Annotated in this window: 17 protein-coding genes; 14 read left to right on the top strand and 3 right to left on the bottom strand. The window is 51.9% G+C overall.

All coding sequences use genetic code 11. The annotated features are described in order from the left end of the window. The first annotated feature begins 8 nt into the window (after positions 1–8). The 12 genes from ACQY6I_RS04655 (at position 9) to argS (ending at position 14,536) form a co-directional block, all read left to right on the top strand. Positions 9–1,277: a hydroxymethylglutaryl-CoA reductase gene (locus ACQY6I_RS04655; RefSeq protein WP_428240306.1), complete on the top strand. Its 1,269-nt coding sequence runs from the start codon at positions 9–11 to the stop codon at positions 1,275–1,277. Between the two features lie 6 nt (positions 1,278–1,283). Continuing rightward, complete coding sequence (locus ACQY6I_RS04650) at positions 1,284–2,201, top strand: UbiA family prenyltransferase (RefSeq protein ID WP_428240305.1); 918 nt, start codon at positions 1,284–1,286, stop codon at positions 2,199–2,201. Next, the gene (locus ACQY6I_RS04645) at positions 2,201–4,867 is read left to right on the top strand and encodes a PEP/pyruvate-binding domain-containing protein (protein WP_428240304.1); all 2,667 of its coding nucleotides are present in this window, start codon (positions 2,201–2,203) and stop codon (positions 4,865–4,867) included. Before ACQY6I_RS04650 ends, ACQY6I_RS04645 begins: the two co-directional genes overlap by 1 nt. Continuing rightward, the gene (locus tag ACQY6I_RS04640; protein WP_428240303.1) at positions 4,857–5,954 is read left to right on the top strand and encodes a DUF3419 family protein; all 1,098 of its coding nucleotides are present in this window, start codon (positions 4,857–4,859) and stop codon (positions 5,952–5,954) included. Before ACQY6I_RS04645 ends, ACQY6I_RS04640 begins: the two co-directional genes overlap by 11 nt. After that, on the top strand, positions 5,951–7,294 hold the full coding sequence (locus ACQY6I_RS04635) for a hypothetical protein (RefSeq protein ID WP_428240302.1): 1,344 nt from the start codon (positions 5,951–5,953) through the stop codon (positions 7,292–7,294). Before ACQY6I_RS04640 ends, ACQY6I_RS04635 begins: the two co-directional genes overlap by 4 nt. Beyond that, positions 7,291–8,280: an N-acetyltransferase family protein gene (locus ACQY6I_RS04630; RefSeq protein WP_428240301.1), complete on the top strand. Its 990-nt coding sequence runs from the start codon at positions 7,291–7,293 to the stop codon at positions 8,278–8,280. Before ACQY6I_RS04635 ends, ACQY6I_RS04630 begins: the two co-directional genes overlap by 4 nt. After that, positions 8,277–9,839: an AMP-binding protein gene (locus ACQY6I_RS04625; RefSeq protein WP_428240300.1), complete on the top strand. Its 1,563-nt coding sequence runs from the start codon at positions 8,277–8,279 to the stop codon at positions 9,837–9,839. The genes ACQY6I_RS04630 and ACQY6I_RS04625 overlap by 4 nt, the downstream gene beginning before the upstream one ends. A 167-nt stretch (positions 9,840–10,006) precedes the next feature. After that, complete coding sequence (locus tag ACQY6I_RS04620; RefSeq protein ID WP_428240344.1) at positions 10,007–10,363, top strand: hypothetical protein; 357 nt, start codon at positions 10,007–10,009, stop codon at positions 10,361–10,363. Further along, the gene (locus ACQY6I_RS04615; RefSeq protein ID WP_428240342.1) at positions 10,275–10,520 is read left to right on the top strand and encodes a DUF2931 family protein; all 246 of its coding nucleotides are present in this window, start codon (positions 10,275–10,277) and stop codon (positions 10,518–10,520) included. Before ACQY6I_RS04620 ends, ACQY6I_RS04615 begins: the two co-directional genes overlap by 89 nt. Next, positions 10,423–10,680 (top strand): hypothetical protein, encoded by a 258-nt coding sequence (locus ACQY6I_RS04610; RefSeq protein ID WP_428240343.1) that lies wholly within the window; start codon positions 10,423–10,425, stop codon positions 10,678–10,680. The genes ACQY6I_RS04615 and ACQY6I_RS04610 overlap by 98 nt, the downstream gene beginning before the upstream one ends. A 225-nt stretch (positions 10,681–10,905) precedes the next feature. Further along, positions 10,906–12,696, top strand: a complete 1,791-nt coding sequence (locus ACQY6I_RS04605) for an ABC transporter ATP-binding protein (RefSeq protein ID WP_428240299.1) — start codon at positions 10,906–10,908, stop codon at positions 12,694–12,696. Between the two features lie 103 nt (positions 12,697–12,799). Continuing rightward, positions 12,800–14,536, top strand: a complete 1,737-nt coding sequence (argS, locus tag ACQY6I_RS04600) for an arginine--tRNA ligase (protein WP_428240298.1) — start codon at positions 12,800–12,802, stop codon at positions 14,534–14,536. A gap of 53 nt (positions 14,537–14,589) precedes the next feature. On the opposite strand, the gene ACQY6I_RS04595 is transcribed toward argS, so the two are convergent. Further along, positions 14,590–15,462 carry an AEC family transporter gene (locus ACQY6I_RS04595; RefSeq protein WP_428240297.1) on the bottom strand — a complete coding sequence of 291 codons (873 nt, stop codon included), beginning with the start codon at positions 15,460–15,462 and terminating at the stop codon, positions 14,590–14,592. Positions 15,463–15,746: 284 nt separating this feature from the next. Here ACQY6I_RS04595 and ACQY6I_RS04590 point away from each other — a divergent pair, with 284 nt between their 5' ends. Both ACQY6I_RS04590 and ACQY6I_RS04585 read left to right on the top strand, forming a co-directional pair. Then, positions 15,747–16,580: a CvfB family protein gene (locus ACQY6I_RS04590; protein ID WP_428240296.1), complete on the top strand. Its 834-nt coding sequence runs from the start codon at positions 15,747–15,749 to the stop codon at positions 16,578–16,580. A gap of 147 nt (positions 16,581–16,727) precedes the next feature. Next, entirely contained in the window at positions 16,728–17,480 is a 753-nt protein-coding gene (locus ACQY6I_RS04585) for a phosphatase (protein ID WP_428240295.1), read from the top strand. A 172-nt stretch (positions 17,481–17,652) separates the two neighbouring features. On the opposite strand, the gene ACQY6I_RS04580 is transcribed toward ACQY6I_RS04585, so the two are convergent. Together ACQY6I_RS04580 and ACQY6I_RS04575 are read right to left on the bottom strand one after the other, a co-directional pair. Beyond that, positions 17,653–18,303: a YceH family protein gene (locus ACQY6I_RS04580; protein WP_428240294.1), complete on the bottom strand. Its 651-nt coding sequence runs from the start codon at positions 18,301–18,303 to the stop codon at positions 17,653–17,655. Between the two features lie 145 nt (positions 18,304–18,448). Then, positions 18,449–19,513, bottom strand: coding sequence for a protein-glutamate methylesterase/protein-glutamine glutaminase (locus ACQY6I_RS04575; protein ID WP_428240293.1), 1,065 nt, complete (start codon positions 19,511–19,513; stop codon positions 18,449–18,451). Positions 19,514–19,516: the final 3 nt, after the last annotated feature.

Genomic DNA, 19,516 nt, shown 5'->3' with positions numbered 1-19,516 from the left:
TAAAGGAAATGGCAATACCTTATCTGCATGCCAACAGTTATCTGGAAAAACTGCTGCAAGAGCGCGATCAAGAGGCGCTTTCTGAAGCGCTGCGCTCCAAACCTGAACAACCCGCCAAACCCCGTCTTCCCAGGGATCATCGTATCAATTCCAAAATGCTGGCCCGACGCTGGGAGTTGTTTGCGGATAAGAACGGGATTCAGGAGCAATTATTTGATCCGGCGACTGAAGCGACGATGGATGTTTACCAGCATAACATTGAAAACTTCATTGGTACGGTCAAGCTGCCTGTGGGAGTTGCCGGGCCGTTACGGGTAAATGGTCTGTTCGCCCAGGGAGATTACTATATCCCGCTGGCTACCACTGAAGCTGCCCTGGTGGCCTCTTATAATCGCGGGGCTCAGGTTATTTCAAGAGCGGGAGGTTGTACCACTCTGTTGTTGCAGGAAGCAGTGATGCGAGCCCCCGGATTTGCATTTGAAAACCTCACTCAGGCCGGCACTTTTGTTGCCTGGGCCATTACTCAGATCGAACAGTTCAAAGTTGAAGCGGCTAAGACGACTCGTCATGGTCAGCTGCATGATATGCAGGTGACGGTGGAAGGCAATCATGTGTATCTGCGGTTTGATTTCACTACCGGTGATGCATCCGGGCAGAACATGGTGACCATTGCCACTCAATCCATTTGCGACTACATACAATCAAACTCTCCTGTCGAACCCAGTTATTTTTTTCTCGAAGCCAATATGTCTGGTGATAAGAAAGCCAGTGCCCAATCCTTTGTTTCTGTTCGCGGTAAACAGGTAACGGCGGAGGTTACTGTACCGTCTGATCTGATTCATAAACTTTTGCATACCTCGCCTGAACGAATGGTGGATTACTGGCGCATGTCGGCGCTTGGAGGGGTTTTGAGCGGCACTATCGGTGTGCAGGGACATTACGCCAATGGCCTGGCTGCGCTTTATATTGCCTGTGGTCAGGATGCTGCCTGTGTGGCGGAATCCGCCGTTGGCGTGACCCGGTTTGAACTGACTGATCAGGGTGACCTGTATGCGGCTGTTACGTTACCAAATCTGATTGTCGGAACCGTTGGCGGAGGCACCGGACTGCCTACTCAGAATGCTTGTCTGCAGTTGCTGGGGCTCGCAGGAGCCGGGCATGCGCGGGCTTTTGCCGAGGTCACTGCTGCAACGGTATTGGCCGGTGAGCTGTCCATTATCGGTGCTCTGTGCTCCGGGCATTTTTCTCACGCCCATCAGTCACTGGCACGAGGTTGAGTAGTTATGTTGAGGCATATACAACGCTGGTGGATCTATCAGCGAGAACGGTTTCCACTGTTTGCACATGGGGCTTTGGTTGCTGCTTTCAGCTTTTCTGCAGTCGCCTATTCTTCATTATTGCGGGGAGTCGTTGAGCTGCCAGCACTGAGTACGTGGCTGGTGGCGTTTGTAACCGCACTGGCGTTTTTCATGCAACTGCGCATCGCTGATGAATTCAAGGACTACGAAGAAGACTGCTGTTACCGGCCTTATCGACCGGTACCTCGTGGACTGGTGACGCTCAGGGAATTGGGTATTGCTGGTATCTTGCTGGCGATATTACAGCTGACACTGGCTATCTGGCTGTATCCCCCGTTACTGATCTTTTTAGGTGTGACCTGGAGTTATCTGGCGTTGATGAGCCGGGAGTTCTTTGTGTCGACATGGCTGAAAGCCCGCCCCGTGACATACATGTGGTCACATATGCTCATCATGCCCTTGATCGATCTGTATGCATCTGCGTGTGACTGGCTGGTCGCCGGTGATGGACATGCGGTCAGGGGCTTGGTGTGGTTTCTGGCGGTCAGTTTCTTTAACGGCATGGTGATTGAAATCGGTCGGAAGATCCGCGCACCGGAAGACGAAGAGGCCGGGGTAGAAACTTATTCCGTTTTGTGGGGGTGCCGCAAGGCCGTCAGAGTCTGGCTGGCAGTGTTACTGGTGACGGCCATTTGTGCTGCCATTGCCGCATGGCAGATTGATTTTTTCAAGCCGGTAGCCGTGGTTCTGGTCGTGTTGTTCAGTCTGGCGGTTGTGGTTGCAAGGCAGTTTCTGGCTCATCCTCTGACGGGTGCCGGCAAGCGTTTTGAATTAATTGCTGGGGTCTGGACCCTGGGGATGTATCTTTCTTTGGGCGCAGGCCCGTTATTATGGAGTGTGTAATGATCGGGCAATATGTACATGATCAGTACAGTGATATTGATTTAAATGTGTTTGGTGGAAAGGCCGCCGCACTGGCTCATCTGGCCGAAGCCGGACTACCGATTCCCAAATGGATTGTAATAGACCCGCGGGCTTGTTTAGACAGCCTGGGTGTCGATCCAGCAATCATTACTGATGCCGGAGTGCTACGCCGGAATCTGCATCTGTCAGATGAGTTTTCCCGTCAGTTACAGCAGGCTTTGGAACGGTTGGCCACGGCAGGTGATCGTCTGGCGGTGCGTTCTTCAGCAGTGGATGAAGATGGTGCTGGGCATTCGTTTGCCGGTCAGCTGGAAAGCTATCTGTATGTCCCTGTTGAACAGGTTGCCGAGCGTATTGTTGATGTCTGGTGTTCGGGCTTCAGTGAGCGGGTTGTCACTTATCGCCAGGAAAATGGCCTGAGTCTGCCACCACCCATACCCGCAGTGTTGATTCAGCGGATGGTGAGTAGTGACTGTGCTGGCGTTGCCTTCGCTGCCGACCCGGTCAGCGGTCGGCGCGACAGAGTGGTCGTTTCTGCAGTATATGGCCTTGGATCGGCGCTGGTATCTGGAGAAGTGGATGCAGACACCTGGCGGATCGACACGTCCAATAACATCATTGAGCGGGATATCTGTGCCAAGCAGAATGGCGAATATCTCGATGAAGGGACGGCTGATCAGGTTTCTTTGCAGACCATCGACGCGGATCGTGTCAATGCCCCGGTGCTGACCGATCAGCAGCTGATCGCTGTAGTTGAGCTGGCGCGTCGCTGCAGCCGTTATTTTGACAAACCCCAGGATATTGAATGGGCTATGGCTGGAGAGCAACTGTTTCTGTTGCAGTCCCGACCGATCACTGCTTTGCATCAGCGCCCGGATCCTGCCGGCGAACATAACCTCTGGGATAACAGTAATATTGCCGAGAGCTATGGCGGTATTACCACTCCGCTGACCTTCAGTTTTGCCCGCCAGGCCTATGAGTCTGTATATCGTGAATTCTGCCGCATTCTGCGGGTACCGGAATCGGTCATTGCTGCCAACGACGTGGTTTTTCAGCGCATGCTCGGGTTGATTCGCGGCCGGGTCTATTACAATCTGTTGTCATGGTATCGGGTTCTGGCGCTATTGCCGGGATTTACCCTGAACCGTCGTTTTATGGAACAGATGATGGGGGTAAAAGAAGGCTTACCGGAAGAAGTTGCCGCCACTTTGAAGGGGACTGTGTCCGAACGGCTGCGTGATGCTTTCCGGTTGGGCGGCAGCCTGCTGGGACTGGTGTGGAGCCACGTCCGTTTACCCACCAGCATCCGCCGGTTTTACGGGCGCCTGGACGACGCCCTGAACACCGATGAAGACCTTACTCTACTTAACAGCAGTCAATTAGCTGCCAGCTACCATCGTCTGGAACAAAAACTCTTGACCCGATGGGATGCACCGCTGATCAATGATTTTTTCGCCATGATTTTTTATGGCGTACTACGCGGACTCTGCACCAAATGGTGTGAAGACCACGACGAAACCCTGCAAAACAATCTGCTGGCAGGTGAAGGCGGTATGATCAGTGCTGAGCCGGCCAAACGGGTTCGTCATATGGCTGAGCTGGCTGCACCTGACGAGGCGTTTTGTCAACAACTGGTGCAGGCGGACGTGGTCACCCTAATGAAGGTCCTGGCCGAGCATCCTCAATTCCAGCGTGCCTACCATGAATATATTGAGAAGTTTGGAGACCGTTGTCTCGATGAACTCAAACTGGAAAGCGCCACGTTACATGATGATCCCCTGGTGCTGCTGCGTTCTGTCGGGCATTTTGCCGAACGCTTGCGAGATCAGCCGGAAGCGACTGAAGCTGGAGCCATTGAGGCACAAATTCGTGCCAGTGCCGAGCAGCGGGTTGACGCTGCACTGGCAACTCATCCCATCCGTCGTCGGATATTTCAGTGGGTGCTCCGCAATACTCGTCATCGGGTCCGTGACCGGGAAAACCTGCGCTTTGAGCGTACCCGGTTGTTTGGTCGTGTGCGGCGCATTTTTGTTGAACTCGGACGACGGTTGTATGCCGAAGATTTGCTGGAACACCATCGCGACGTGTTTTATCTCGAAGTTGCCGAAATTCTTGGTTTCATCGAGGGGACTGCCGTAACCACGGATCTCAAGGCTCTGGTTCGTCTGCGCAAGGCCGAATTTGCCGGCTATGCCGACATGCCGGTTCCGGCCGACCGGTTTGAGACATTTGGTATCGTCCATCAAGGGAATGACTTTATGGCCCCGGCGACTGCTAATGAAGTTATTGATGGAGATCTCAAAGGTATTGGTTGTTGTCCGGGTGTTGTCCGTGGTCGTGTCCGGGTAATCGTCGACCCCCGTAATGCCGTGTTGCAGGCCGGTGAAATTCTGGTGGCCGAAAGGACTGATCCCGGTTGGATCATGCTGTTTCCGGCCGCTGCCGGCATATTGGTGGAACGTGGCAGCCTGTTGTCTCATTCTGCAATCGTATCGCGGGAAATGGGGATTCCGGCCGTAGTGTCGGTGACCGCTATTACCCGCACCCTGAAAGACGGTGATTGGGTGGAATTTGACGGCAGTACCGGCGTGATACGACGTTTGTCGCCACCGGAGCAGGCGCAGGAGGTGACGCATGAGCAGTGAAGTTGCTGGAAGAGCCGACTTTACCCAGATTCGCTATGCCCAATGTTGGGAGGATGCGGATATTCTGGTTGAAGCATTAGCGACCGCCAAAGGCGGGCAGTGTCTGTCCATATGTTCCGCCGGTGATAATGCCCTGGCCTTGTTGGCGGCAGGTGCAGAGCGCGTGGTCGCGCTCGATCTCAACCCTGCGCAGTTGTATTGCCTGGCATTGAGGGTGGCGGCTTATCGGGAACTGAGCCATGGTGAACTGCTGGAGCTGGTGGGATCACGTCCCAGCCATCGGCGTGCGGAACTTTATCAGCGTTGCCGTAAACTGCTGGATCAGGACAGTCGCCGGTTCTGGGATGCGCATAGCGCTGAAATTGATGCCGGAATTGGTGGTGCCGGTAAATTTGAGCGTTATTTCGCTCTGTTTCGGCGACGGGTGCTGCCGTTGGTTCATTCCCGCAGCCGGGTTCAGCAACTATTGACGGGAGGAGACCGCAGCAGACGTCTGAGGTTTTATCAGCATCAATGGGATACCTGGCGCTGGCGGTTGTTATTCAAAGCTTTTTTTTCCCGTTTTGTCATGGGCCGAATGGGTCGTGATCCCAGCTTCTTCCGCTATGTTGAAGGCAGCGTGGCCAATCATATTCTGAGTCATACCCGCTTTGCCCTGACCGATATGAATCCGGCGGAAAACCCATATCTGCACTGGATCCTGACCGGTACGCACGGTGACGTGCTGCCCTATGCACTACGAGAGCCGCAGTTTGAAGCCATTCGTGAACGGCTTGATGGCATCGAGTGGCACCTGTTGTCCATTGAAGAATATCTGCAACGTCATCCGGGGCAGCGCTTTGATGCGTTTAATCTCAGCGATATTTTTGAATATATGTCTGAAGAAAATTACCAGGCCTTGCTGGAACAACTGCTGGCGGTAGCCAATCCTTCTGCCCGGCTGGCCTACTGGAACATGCTGGTACCGCGCAAATGCCCTGCTGCCCTGGCTGGTTGTTTGCGTGGTCTGGATGACCTGGCGGTTCAGTTATATGCCAAAGATAAGGCATTTTTCTATCGCGATTTTGTGGTCGAGGAAGTCCGATGAATCCGTGGATCGGGATTCTGATTGTACTGACAGCGTTGGCCGGTGCGTTTATTTCAACCCGGCTGATCGAACGCTTTCTGGCACCGGATCCGGAAGTGCTGCGTAAACTCATACATGTGGAAATGGGGTTGGTGACGGTGACGTTTCCGTGGCTGTTCGACCGCAGTTGGCCGGTGTTGTTGCTGGCGCTGGTCAGTGTTTCGGCACTGACCCTGCTGCGCCGGGGGCTGTCGCTGACCCGATCTTTGCGAGGGTTGCTGCATGGTGTTGAACGCACTTCCTGGGGGGAGATGTTATTCCCGATATCTGTGGCGCTGGTGTTTATCCTGGCTGATGGCGATCCGCTGTTATATTGCGTGCCCATTCTGGTATTGGCGCTGGCCGATGCCGTGGCTGCACTGATCGGTGTGTATTACGGCCAAAACCAGTTTACGACGCTGGAAGGTAATAAATCGGTGGAAGGCTCGGTGGCTTTTTTCATTGTTACTTTTTTATGTGTACACGTTTCCTTGCTGCTGTTTACCGTTACTGGGCGGGTTGAATGCCTGCTCATTGGCCTGTTGATGGGGGTGATCATTATGATGTTTGAGGCCCTGGCATGGCATGGCCTTGATAATTTGTTCATACCGTTGGCCACGTATGCCTTGTTAAACAGTTATCTGGAGATGGATGTTGCGGCATTAACTCTGAGCCTGGTGGTTATAATACTGCTTGGAGCACTGTTGTGGTTGTGGCGCCGGCACAGCACCATGGATGCCAGTGCGCAGATGGGGGCAGGGTTATTCGCCTATGCTGCATGGAGTATTGGTGGCATGTACTGGTTGGGTATCCCAATGCTGTTTTTTGTGCTGACCATGTGGTTTGCCCGTCAGGTTCGTCGTCAGGGGCGCGGTAATATTCATAATGTTTATGCCTTGCTTGGAGTCACCGGGCCGGCACTGTTCTGGCTATTGCTGGATGATCATCAGGGAGGGTGTAATCCGCTTTTTGCCTATACGATTGTCTTTGCCTGTCATATCACCATGCTGACTATTTCTCATGCCCACTATCAATTATCGCGATTGCCCGCAGGTATTATGGGAGCAGCTGTTATTGCAGGCATGATGCCGGTGTTTCTGTTTTGTCTGGAGTTGACGGTATTTGATCTGAAACTGTTGCAGGTACTGGCCGTCAGCTGCTTGGTATTGGTATTGAGTGGCCTGCTGTTCCTGCGGTTGCAACCACAGTTGGATAATTGTCCGGTGACACCAGAGCGGTGGCTGCGTCAGGCAGGTATTGCAGGTGGTGTTTCGCTGCTCGGTTGGCTGGCCCTGTTGATAACACCTGGAGAGTTGTCGTGATCACTGTAGAAGAATGGTGCGGAGGAGATTATCCGCAATCCACCCGGTTACCGGATTTTGATACTTCGGTAATAACTCATCATCAAGCCGATGTGCACCTGGTGGCACTGCATCAACAGCAGATGGTCGGCAGGTTGTCGTTATGGTGGAATCAGGTTCCGAAATTGAACTCCGAACGCTTGGGGGTGGTGGGGCACTTTGATGCTGTGGATGCCTCTGTGGCCAGCGATTTGTTGCTGCAGGCCCGCCAGCGTCTTAAGGCGCGGGGATGTACGGTGATGGTCGGACCCATGGATGGTAACACCTGGCGACGTTATCGCTGGGTCAACGATGCCGGCAGCGAACCTTTGTTTTTTCTGGAACCTGGGAATCCCCCAGCCTATGTCGACTATTTTTTGCAGGCTGGATTTCGCCCCATGGCTCGTTACATCTCTTCCCTGGTCGCTGACCTGAACACTCAGGATCCGCGTATTCCTGCCGCTTGTGAACGGCTGCAAAAACAGGGAATCAGCTGGCGGGCATTGGATATGAGCCGGTTTGAAGATGAACTGAAAGCCATTTACCAGCTCTCGATACAAAGCTTCAGTGGCAATTTTCTGTATACCCCCATCACCGAGGCAGGGTTTTTACAGCAGTATCAGTCGGTTCAGGCCGTAGTGGAGCCCCAACTGGTGTTGCTGGCGGAGCAGCAGGGAGAACTGTTGGGCTATCTGTTTGCGATTCCCGATTTAAATCAGGCCCGCCGCGGAGAAGTTGTTGATACCTGTGTGTTGAAAACCGTTGCGGTTTTGCCTGGCCGTCGTGCTGCCGGTCTGGGTGCCGTGTTGGTGGCTGAGTGTCACCGGATTGCCCGAGACATGGGTTATCGCCGTGTTATACACGCCTTGATGCATGCCTCCAACAAATCGAAAAACCTTTCCAGCCATTATGGTCAGAGCATACGTGAATATACGTTGTACCAATACGATTTGGATGATCGGCCATGAACATCACCCACATCCTGCTGGATCGTGCATCACAGCATCCTGATACTCCAGCGATTATTGATAAGCACCGTAAAAGCATCAGGCTTTGCAATTATCAGCAGCTGGCAGATGCAGCAGGTCGCACCGCTGCCATGTTTCGGCATTACGGCCTTGGTAAAGGCGACCGGGTGCTGGTCTTTCAGACCATGTCCTATGAACTGTATGTGGTTCTGCTGGCATTGTTTCAGTTGGGTGCGGTGGCGATGTTTCTGGATCCATCTGCCGGTCGACAACATATTGATCAATGCTGCGAGCTGGGTCGGCCGCGGGCATTGATTGCCAGTGCGAAAGCTCACTTACTGCGTTTGCTTTCATCGCAACTGCGCCGTATTCCGATTAAGTTCAGTATCGGTTTTCCCATTCCCGGAGCCGTTTCTCTGGCTCAGGCTGACAGTTATATTGCGCTGACTGAGATTGGCGACTGTGCCGATGACGACCCGGCACTGTTGACGTTTACCAGTGGCAGCACCGGGCGTCCGAAAGCGGCGCAGCGCTCTCATGGTTTTCTGTTGGCCCAACATGCTGCCTTGCAGGCCACCCTTAATCTACAGCCCGGCGATGTCGATCTGACGACTTTGCCGGTGTTTCTGTTAGCCAATCTGGCATCCGGCATCACCAGTGTCATCCCCGACGCCGATCTGCGGGCGCCCGGACAAATTGATGCTGCCCCGGTGATTGCCCAGATTCAACGTCATCAGGTCAACCGCACCGCCGGATCTCCGGCATTTTATCAACGTCTGCTGGAGTACTGTGCAGAGCAGAATATGACACTGCCAGGCTTGAAACACATCGGTACCGGTGGTGCACCGGTATTTCCCGAACTGTTGCGGCAGCTGCAGGAAATGGCACCGAACGCCAGCGTGGCAGCGGTGTATGGTTCCACCGAAGCAGAACCGATGGCCGAAATCGACTGGCAGCAGATCAGTGATGATGATCTTAAGGCCATGCGCCAGGGGCAGGGGTTGTTAACCGGCCATCCGGTAGAGGCCATTACGTTAAGGGTGATCAAGGATCGCTTTGGTCAGACAATCGGCCCGTTTACCGCAACAGAGCTGGAACAACAGCAGCTGGCCGCCGGAGTGATCGGTGAAATAGTAGTATCCGGTGATCATGTGTTGCCAGGTTATTTGCATGGCGAAGGCGATAACGATACCAAGTTCGATGTGGAGGGTCAGCACTGGCACCGCACCGGTGATGCCGGCTTTTTCGATACTCGGGGTCGGCTCTGGCTGGTGGGGCGCAGCCATGCCCGTATCGAAGACAGCAAGGGGATTTTGTATCCATTCACGGTCGAATGTGCAGCGCATTTTTTTCCACAGGTTCGTCGCAGTGCCATGATGGCGTGGCAGGGAAAACGGATATTGCTGATTGAGGCAGATGCAGCGGTTGATCTTGTATCGCTTAATCAGGCACTGGACTGGGCACAGCTCGATGACATTCGCCGAGTTCGATCCATTCCGGTTGACCGTCGTCATAATGCCAAAATTGACTACACCCGGCTGCAGAAGCTACTTGAATAAGCCGCCAACAGCCGATGGAAAAAACAGTTGTTCCGGGATTAAAGTCATGATTACTGCCTGGCAGATCAGCGCCGGTTAATTGTGAATCCGCTCTAAAAACCAATGACTGCATTTGAGCCATCACGAGTTTATTGCGATAAGTCTTTTTATATTTTTAGATGCACAGAGTGAGCAGGCATTTTTTGGGAGGCTGCAATGATGGGGACCGGCTGTTACGGGCCAAACAGTGTGAAATCGAAGCCCGTGGGCATTATGCCAATGCCGTAGGTTTCGACATTATTGAAGAGATCCGTAAAGCCACGCTCAAGGAACTGGCCTGTTATCCTCTGCACGCAGTAATGGATGCCGCCACAAACCAGGGTGTCCCGCTGCGGCCGATCACTCCCGACGATACCGCTTATTTTATCTCTGACGCTTACAGCGGCTGTACGATATGTGGGTGCTTCAGCGAGTGCTGGTTGGGTACCGTTACCCCACACTGTGCGAGCCCGTTGGTTTTCGTACCGTACTCAAACCTTTTATGAAGCGACCGTAGAAATTCCCAAAACAAAACAAAAACAAATTCGGCAATCGCTCAAGAAATATGGAACAGAGGTATACCTTCAGAATCTGGCGGTATGCCAGCTGTGTTGGGTTGGGGTGTCCAAAACGCCCGGAAAGTCACGAATACCACTTCTTTGAACTCACCCCACGAATCAAAGCCGCTGTAGCCGAAGGGGATGCCCGTCTGCGCCGTGAAGGGACCAAACAAGAAGTGGAAATGGGGTTTCTGCCGCCGGAAGTATTGGATCTGATACCGTCGAGTCAGGACAAATCGGAATCTGTGGCAGGATCCGATTGAGTGGGCTGCACCATGCCTGGTGTTCGAGTATCCAATATTACAATGATGTAATCCCAGCTTAGAGACCCTGAGATAATTAGGGTTGTTCGTCGCAACTGAATCCCAGACAATAAAACCGCATTTTGGATATTGAAACACTCTCCTCCGCCATTCTTGGTGATGCATTCCGGTGATTCCCTGTCAGGAGAGTCACTGTTTTATCTGATCACTGCAACAGGAATCCCGATGACAACCAGACAAGTTCCCCAAACCAGCCTTCGCGCTTTGTTCAATCTGCTCCGTTATGCCAGGGGATATCGACGCAATATTATCCTGGCAGCGCTGTGCTCGGTGTTGAACAAGTTATTCGATATCGCGCCGGAAATTTTGATTGGTATTGCCATTGATGTGGTGGTGAATCAGGAAAACAGTTTTGTGGCGTCTCTTGGGTTTGTGTCGGCCAAATCCCAGATCGTGGTGCTGGCGGTGCTGACGTTTCTGATCTGGTTTGGTGAGTCGTTGTTTCAGTATTTGTATTTGATTTTATGGCGCAATCTGGCCCAGCGGTTGCAATCAGACATGCGCCAGGATGCTTATGATCATATTCAGAAACTGGATATGTCTTTTTTTGAATCCAAAAGTACCGGAACGCTGGTGTCGATCATGAATGATGATGTAAACCAGCTTGAGCGCTTTCTGGATGGTGGTGCCAATGAGATCATCCAGACGATGGTAGCTGTGGTTGCGGTGGGCAGCGTATTTTTCGTGCTGTCGCCTTCGGTTGCGGTACTGGCATTTACCCCAGTGCCGTTGATTCTCTGGGGGGCGTTTTATTTTTTGCGTAAAGCGACGCCGCTCTATGCGGATGTGCGCGATAAGGTTGGCGCGCTGGCGGCCCGGTTGTCGAACAATATCGGTGGTATTGCGACCATTAAATCCTTTACCGCCGAAACCCGGGAAAGCGAGCAGCTGCGTGCTGCCAGCGAACGTTATGTGCAGGCTAACCGCAAGGCCATTGCCGTCAGCTCTGCATTTGTGCCGGTTATTCGCATGGCGGTTCTGGCTGGGTTTCTGTTCACCTTTATCGTCGGTGGCTTTAAAGCCCTTAATGGTGATCTGAATGTTGGTGCCTATGGCGTACTGGTGTTTTTGACCCAACGGTTGTTGTGGCCGCTGACCCGGCTGGCGGAAACCGTTGATCTGTTTGAACGGGCGATGGCATCAACCCGCCGGATTCTGGATCTGATCCATACCCCAGTACAGGTCAGGGATGAAGGAACTGAACACTTTCCCGGCGCGGTTCGGGGCGATATTTTGATTGAACAAGTCGGTTTTACTTACCCTGACAGCAATGCCGGTGTACACGATCTCAATCTGGATATTCGCGCCGGCTCTACGGTGGCCTTTGTGGGGGCGACCGGTTCTGGTAAATCCACCCTGATCAAATTGCTGTTGCGATTTTATCAGCCGCAGCAGGGAGTGATCCGGATAGATGGGCAGGATATCACCAGCGTTGCCCTGAAAACCCTGCGTGAAAATATTGGTCTGGTCAGTCAGGATGTGTTTTTGTTTGAAGGCAGTATTCGTGAAAACATTGCTTATGGACGGCCCGATGCCAGTGATGACGATGTGATTGCCGCCGCAAAAACCTCGGAGAGCTGGGAATTTATCGAACGTCTGCCCCATGGCCTGGATACTCTGGTCGGTGAGCGTGGCGTCAAACTCTCGGGTGGTCAGCGGCAACGTCTATCGTTGGCGCGAGCGCTGCTCAAAGATCCGGCCATTCTGATTCTCGATGAGGCTACCAGTGCTGTCGATAATGAAACCGAAGCGGCTATCCAGCGTTCTCTGGCGCATATTTCTCATGGCCGTACAGTGATTGTTATTGCCCACAGGCTTTCCACGATTGTGGCGGCCGACTGTATCTATGTGATCGAGCAGGGGCGTGTTGTGGAGTATGGCAATCACCAGCATCTGATTGATCGCCAGGGTCATTACTGGAGTCAATGGCAGGTACAGACCGGGCATGCGTGGTGAGTTGACAGCTGTGGACACTTCACGAGTGCGCGGCAATTTCAAACCCTGGACAATTCCAGTAGAATTCCGCGCCCAATAGAGATCCGGTAAATGGTTTTTGGCGATGAATATTAGAGCGTTATTGAGTGAAAAAGTGGCTGCGGCGATGGCGGCGGCAGGCATTCCAGCTGAATTTGGCCCAAATCTGGCCCTGAGCAAGAATCCGAAATTCGGTGATTATCAGGCGAATGGGGCCATGGCAGCGGCCAAGGCCATGAAAAGCAATCCGCGCCAGATCGCAGACAGCATCATTCAACACCTGGATCTGACAGGCCTGGCGGATAACGTCGAAATCGCCGGGCCGGGTTTCATTAATATCTATCTGTCCTCTGCCTGGCTGGCAAGTATCAGTGAACAGATCAGCGCTGATGAACATTTGACCGTGCAGGCGGCGGAGCCAGCGCAAACCATAGTCATTGATTACTCCGCACCTAATCTGGCCAAGGAGATGCATGTGGGGCATCTGCGTTCCACCATCATCGGTGATGCGATGGCCCGGCTCAGTGAATTTCTCGGTCACCGGGTGATCCGTCAGAACCATATTGGAGATTGGGGAACTCAGTTCGGCATGTTGATTGCCGAGCTGGAAGAGACTCTGTCTGAGACTTCGCAGTCATTTCAGCTCAAGGATCTGGAAAGCTTTTATCAGCAGGCCAAAAAACACTTTGATGATGATCCGGCTTTTGCGGACAAGGCCCGCGAGTATGTGGTCAGACTGCAAAGTGGTGATCAAGCAGTGTATGCACTATGGCAGCAGTTCATTCAATTGTCGCTGGCGCATAGTGAAGAGTTGTATGAGCGCCTCAATGTCTCTCTGAGTCGTGACGATGTGCGCGGCGAAAGTTACTACAACGATCAATTGGCCAGTACCGTTGCCGATCTCGAAGCCAAAGGGCTGGTAATTGAGGACCAGGGTGCCAAGGTGGCATTTCTGGAAGAGTTTGCCGATAAAGAGGGCAAGCCCGGTGCTTACATTGTGCAGAAACAGGGGGGTGGTTTTCTCTATTCCACTACCGATCTGGCTGCCATGCAGTTTCGGATTCAAGATCTCAAGGCCGACCGTATTCTGATTTTCACCGATGCCCGTCAGGGACTGCATTTTAAACAACTGTTCACGCTGTCGCGTAAGGCCGGCTATGTGCCTGAAGCGGTGGAGCTGGTGCATTGTGCCTTCGGGATGATGATGGGGGCCGATGGCAAACCGTTCAAAACCCGCAGTGGCGGTACTGTGAAACTGGCCGATCTGGTCGATGAGGCGGTCGAGCGTTCTGAAAAGCTGGTGGCAGAGAAAAATCCAGAACTGGACGCTGAGCAGCAACTGGAAGTGGCCCGTAAGGTGGCGATTGGCGCGGTTAAATATGCCGATCTGTCGAAAACCCGGACCAACGATTATATCTTCAGCTGGGACGCCATGCTCAGTTTCGAAGGCAATACCGCACCTTATCTGCAATACGCTTATACCCGGATTCAGTCGATTTTCCGCAAGGCCGGTGAATCTGATGCCTATCTTAGTGCCGCAGTGGTTTTGGAGCATGAGCAGGAACGGGCACTGGCGCTAAAACTGGCTCAATTTGAGGAAGTACTGTTACAGGTTTACCGAGAAGCTATGCCGCATTCTCTGTGTGCCTACCTCTATGATCTGGCCGGCCTGACCATGAGCTTCTACGAAAACTGCGCCATTCTCAAAGATGGTGTTGATCCGGCCGTGCGTGACAGCCGTTTGCGGTTATCCTACGGCGTGGCCAATACCCTGCGTTGCGGACTTGATCTGCTGGGTATTGAAGTCATGGAGAGGATGTAAGAAGGCAATTGCCTGGACACCCGCTGGAGACGGCGGGTGTTTACAATACCTGTCTACAAAACCCAGGCCAGTGCCAGTGGAATGATCACAACACTGAACGCATTACCGTAAATGACCATCGATGCCACCAGATCTGGCTGCTGCCTGTAACGTTCGGCCACCAGATAATTCAATACCGCCGGTGGCAGTGCACCAAACAGCATTAGGATGCCCGCCTGTACCTTGCCAAGATCCCATATCTGGGTGATTGGCCAGGCCACCATGATTCCCAGCAACGGACACGCGATTGCACTGATCAACCCGATTTTCCAGCCGGCACGTTCCATATTGACCAGCCGTACGCCCAGGGCAAATAACATTAACGGCACCGCCGTATTGCCCACCAGCTGCATGCCGCTGACCAGTGGGGCCGGGATGGTGATCCCCAGAAAGGCTATGCTGAGACCTGTAATGGTTGCCAGTATCATGGGGTTTTTGACCAGATCCCACATTCTGGCGTGGGGATTGATCAGCCAGGCGCCGACGGTAAAGTGCAGGGTATTTGAGACCACAAACATGACCACCGCCGCCGGCAGATAGTGTTCGCCATAGGCAAACAGCACCAGGGGCAGCCCCATGTTGCCACTGTTTTTGAACATGATCGGTGGCACAAAGGTCTTCCAGTTGAAACCAAATCCACGCGCCAGAGCAAACGCGAAGATTCCGGGAATCAGGGTGACGGCAATCACTGCATAGACCAGCGGCATGAAGGCCGTCATATTCGAGCCTTTGTCTGCGAATACACTGATGATCAGTAAGGGTACGAAAACGTCAACATTGATACGATTGGCGGCTTCCATATCCGGGCGATGGCGTTTCCCGTAAGCAAAACCGATCAGCACAATGAAAATGATGGGAACGATGATTCCCAAAATCTGGTGAGTCATGGTAATCCTTATTGTTATGCGATGACGGACCTAAGATTATTTCTACATAGTAAGACTTTTGCTGGAGTATAAGGAAGCATCGCCGCGAGAACCCTAGACGATCTTCTCTGATGATATTCATTGATTGGGAAATTCGCTTGCCAAGTTAGCGGTTTTAGGGGGATGACAGGATATTTTGCAGGTCTACACATGTCAGTCTCCAGACAACCATCCTGGCACAAACATCGAAAATTCATAACACAAAATGTAGAATAGGTGTCCACTTCATATCCCAGTCTGTTCTCATGGTCAATATCGGTCAATTTAATCGTCTTACGGTCACCAAACTTGTTAATTTCGGCGTCTATCTGGAGGCCGGAGAGCATGACAATATCCTGCTTCCACGACGGGATGTGCCGCCGGACTGCAAAGTCGGCGATAAGCTGCATGTATTTATTTATCATGATTCTGAAGACCGGCTCATTGCCACGACCCGCAGGCCCCTGGCGATGGTTGGTGATACCCGGTTGTTAAAGGTGAAGGATACCGGGCCCTTTGGCGCCTTTTTGGATTGGGGCCTGGATAAAGATTTGCTGGTTCCATTTGGGCAGCAGCGTCGGCCGATGGAAGTCGGGTATTCCTATGTCGTTCATTTATATATCGATGAATACACCGAACGGGTAGTGGCTTCGAGCAAGCTTAATCACTTTTTAAGCGAAACAGCCGATCAGTTTCAAGCCAATCAGGAAGTCGATCTGCTGATTTGTCAGCGTACCGATATTGGTTACAAGGCTGTGATCAATCAAACCCATTTAGGGGTCATCTTTACTGCAGATCTGCTGCAGCCACTGAAAATCGGCGAAAAACTGAAAGGATATATCAAACAGATTCGTCCCGATGGAAAAATTGATCTGTCGCTGCAGTTACAGGGGCAGGAGGTGAGAGATCAACTGTCCGACCTGATTCTCGAACATCTGCGGACTCATGGTGGTGTCTCGGATTTGACGGATAAAAGTACCCCGGAAGACATCTATAGTCAGTATCAGGTCAGTAAGGGAAATTACAAGAAAGCCATAGGTGGGCTGTATAAAAGACGCCTTATTCACATTGAAAAAGATTGTATCCGCCTGACTAATTGATCTGATTAACGTAATGATCAGATGGGATCGTTTAGTATCTATTGATTCTGTCACAGAGCTGCAGGCTTTGGAGGTCAGGTAGAATACATATGCCATTTTTTGCCGGTTTTAGTGTTTGCCGGCTGTTCAAACAAGCTGTAGGTACTCATGAAAATTCTTTGCGATACACATTCCCACACCGTAGCCAGTACGCATGCATATAGTACTGTGAATGACTATTTCAATATTGCACCTGAAAAGGGTTTACAACTGATCAGCATTACAGATCATGGTCCGAAAATGCCGGATGCACCGCATCCATGGCATTTTGGTAATATGAAAGTTATTCCCAGAGTTATGAACAATGTTGCCATGCTGCGTGGAATCGAAGCGAATATCTACGATGAAGATGGTCAGCTGGATATTGCTGATCGTATGGATGCTTATCTGGATTTTGCCATTGCCAGTTTCCATGAGCCGGTATTTACGCCTGGTAGCGCCAAACAGAATACCCGTGCCATGATCGGGGCAATCAGTTCCGGCAAGTGTCAGATTATTGGTCATCCCGGTAACCCTAATTATCCGATTATTTATGACGACGTGGTCAAGGCTGCCAGAGATCACAATGTGCTGTTGGAAATCAATAACAGCTCTTTCAATCAGTCCCGTGTGGGCAGCGGACCGTACTGTCTGAAAATTCTGGAGACGGTGGTCAAATATGACTGGAAAGTCAGCTTTGGCAGTGATGCGCATGTTTCTTATGACGTGGGGAATTTTGCGCAGTGTATTGAATATGCCCGCAAAGCCGGATTGTCAGAAGATGCCGTCGTGACAGCCCGCCCTGAACGTTTTCTGGATTTTCTGGAGCAACACGGTAAATCCTTAAAAGTGGAATTTAAGGATTGGTTGAGCGGACTTTGAACAGCGAATATGCAACATAAAAAACCGGGCTGGATGCCCGGTTTTTTATGTTTCGAGGTAATCAGAAATATCTGTCGGTCTACCGTTGAAAATACCCACAACACGGTTTTTGTCTGTGTGGGATACAGGCTGATTAATGATAAGGTTATCGCATTGGGCAACTTGTTTTGGACTAACCCTGGCCCTTCTCTTCCATCATCATTTCAACCAGCTCCCGAAGCTCCTGAACCTCTTCACGCAAACGTGCCACCTCTGCACCAAGATCTTCTGAAGGAGAGGATGGTGCGGTCGTGTTTGCAGTAATCGCGGCAGGTATGTCATCGCCCGAAAACAGATGCATCCAACGGTTTTCCCGTTTTCCCGGTTCTCTTGGAAGTTGTCTGACTAGCGCACCTTCGTCCCGGGCAGCCATGTTCTGTAATACTTTTTCAACGTCATTGACATCGTTGAAGCGGCAGAGCCGTTGGGTTCGGGTCCGCAGCTCTCCAGGCGTTTGTGCTCCACGCACAAACATCACGCACAGGATACCCAGTTCCTGGTCAGATAATTTGAGTTTGCCGTATTCGGTATTGCAGAAGCGGTGCTTGTATTTCACCACTCTGGCACCGTTGTCTTCGACCACGTGATGCAGCTGGATCAGTTCATCAAGGGTTGTCTGAACTTCCTGCTCAGAGAGATTTAAAACCGGTTCACGATTGCTTTTCTGGTTGCATGCAGCAGTCAGGCCGTTCAGGGAAAGTGGATATTGTTCTGGGGTGGTAATTTCTTTTTCGATCAGGCATCCCAATATCCGTATCTGCATTTCTGTCAGTTCTTTACTCATTACAACACGCCTCTGTGTTATGAATGGGATAACTGTAAGTGTGCTGCTTATGGATTACAAAACAATTATGAGCTTTCGAACCCATAAGTTGATCTGGTTCAAGTTTGTCCGCTTCGATTAATTGTTATTATGAGAACAACTTATATCAACCGTGACTGTAACGCATGATTTCTGCGGGAACTGAACCCAGGGAAACGACCCTGGATGCCGCATTCAGAGCGATGGCTTCTTTCGGCATACCAAACACGACACAGCTCTTTTCATCCTGGGCAAAGGTTTCGGCTCCGGCATTTTTCATTTCCAGCAATCCACGGGCACCATCGTCCCCCATACCGGTAAGGATAAAGCCGACGGCATTTTTGCCGGCATAACGGGCTACGGAACGAAACAGCACATCTACTGAAGGACGGTGACGATTGACCAGTGGGCCATTCATGACCTCCACATAATATTGCGCACCATTACGCTTCAACAGCATGTGTTTACCACCGGGGGCAATCAGTGCCCGGCCTGGTATGACCCGGTCATTGTTTTCGGCTTCTTTGACGCTGATGTCACTGAGACTGTCGATTCGTTCCGCAAATGATCGGGTAAATTTTTCCGGCATATGTTGCACGATCACGATACCGGGAATGTTCGGTGGCAGTGCAGTGAGTACTGCTTCCAGCGCCTGGGTACCACCGGTTGAAGTACCAATGGCAATTACCTTGTCGGTGGTTTTGGTCATGGCTCTGGCATTGCCGGGAATGACTGCGTCAGCCGACAGCTTTTTTTCGACCTTCAGCGCCGTGGTGCGCATATTGGCCATATTGGCCCGGGCAGCTCCCTTGACGGCGCTGATAATGTTGTCGGCAGCATCGCTCAAAAAATTTTTCAGCCCGACCTTGGGCTTGGTAATAATACTGACTGCTCCGGCCGACATGGCCTGCATGGTGGTTTCGGCACCTTTTTCGGTCAGAGTTGAGCAAATAACCACGGGTGTTGGCCGTTCTGACATCAGTTTCTTCAGGAACGTGATGCCATCCATACGGGGCATTTCCACATCCAGCACGATAACATCCGGCCACTGCTTATTCATGCGATTCATGGCAAAAATCGGGTCTGCCGCTGCGCCGATGACTTCAATCGCCGGATCCTTGTTCAGCATTTCCTGCAATACCTGTCTTACAACTGCAGAATCATCCACTACCATGACTTTAATTGTGTTCATAGT

The organism is Gynuella sp. (assembly GCF_050297175.1).
In the GTDB taxonomy this organism is placed as follows: domain Bacteria; phylum Pseudomonadota; class Gammaproteobacteria; order Pseudomonadales; family Natronospirillaceae; genus Gynuella.
The sequence above is the reverse complement of the archived record's forward strand: the minus strand, read 5'-3'. Positions and strand labels throughout refer to the sequence as shown.

Bases quoted from the DNA above. Each gene is read 5' to 3' on its own strand.
- ACQY6I_RS04580 (WP_428240294.1), bottom strand. From the start codon at position 18,303: ATGAGTAAAGAACTGACAGAAATGCAGATACGGATATTGGGATGCCTG.
- ACQY6I_RS04585 (WP_428240295.1), top strand. From the start codon at position 16,728: ATGAAAATTCTTTGCGATACACATTCCCACACCGTAGCCAGTACGCAT.
- ACQY6I_RS04655 (WP_428240306.1), top strand. From the start codon at position 9: ATGGCAATACCTTATCTGCATGCCAACAGTTATCTGGAAAAACTGCTG.
- ACQY6I_RS04595 (WP_428240297.1), bottom strand. From the start codon at position 15,462: ATGACTCACCAGATTTTGGGAATCATCGTTCCCATCATTTTCATTGTG.
- ACQY6I_RS04650 (WP_428240305.1), top strand. From the start codon at position 1,284: ATGTTGAGGCATATACAACGCTGGTGGATCTATCAGCGAGAACGGTTT.
- argS (WP_428240298.1), top strand. From the start codon at position 12,800: ATGAATATTAGAGCGTTATTGAGTGAAAAAGTGGCTGCGGCGATGGCG.
- ACQY6I_RS04610 (WP_428240343.1), top strand. From the start codon at position 10,423: ATGGAACAGAGGTATACCTTCAGAATCTGGCGGTATGCCAGCTGTGTT.
- ACQY6I_RS04625 (WP_428240300.1), top strand. From the start codon at position 8,277: ATGAACATCACCCACATCCTGCTGGATCGTGCATCACAGCATCCTGAT.
- ACQY6I_RS04605 (WP_428240299.1), top strand. From the start codon at position 10,906: ATGACAACCAGACAAGTTCCCCAAACCAGCCTTCGCGCTTTGTTCAAT.
- ACQY6I_RS04640 (WP_428240303.1), top strand. From the start codon at position 4,857: ATGAGCAGTGAAGTTGCTGGAAGAGCCGACTTTACCCAGATTCGCTAT.
- ACQY6I_RS04645 (WP_428240304.1), top strand. From the start codon at position 2,201: ATGATCGGGCAATATGTACATGATCAGTACAGTGATATTGATTTAAAT.
- ACQY6I_RS04590 (WP_428240296.1), top strand. From the start codon at position 15,747: ATGGTCAATATCGGTCAATTTAATCGTCTTACGGTCACCAAACTTGTT.
- ACQY6I_RS04635 (WP_428240302.1), top strand. From the start codon at position 5,951: ATGAATCCGTGGATCGGGATTCTGATTGTACTGACAGCGTTGGCCGGT.
- ACQY6I_RS04575 (WP_428240293.1), bottom strand. From the start codon at position 19,513: ATGAACACAATTAAAGTCATGGTAGTGGATGATTCTGCAGTTGTAAGA.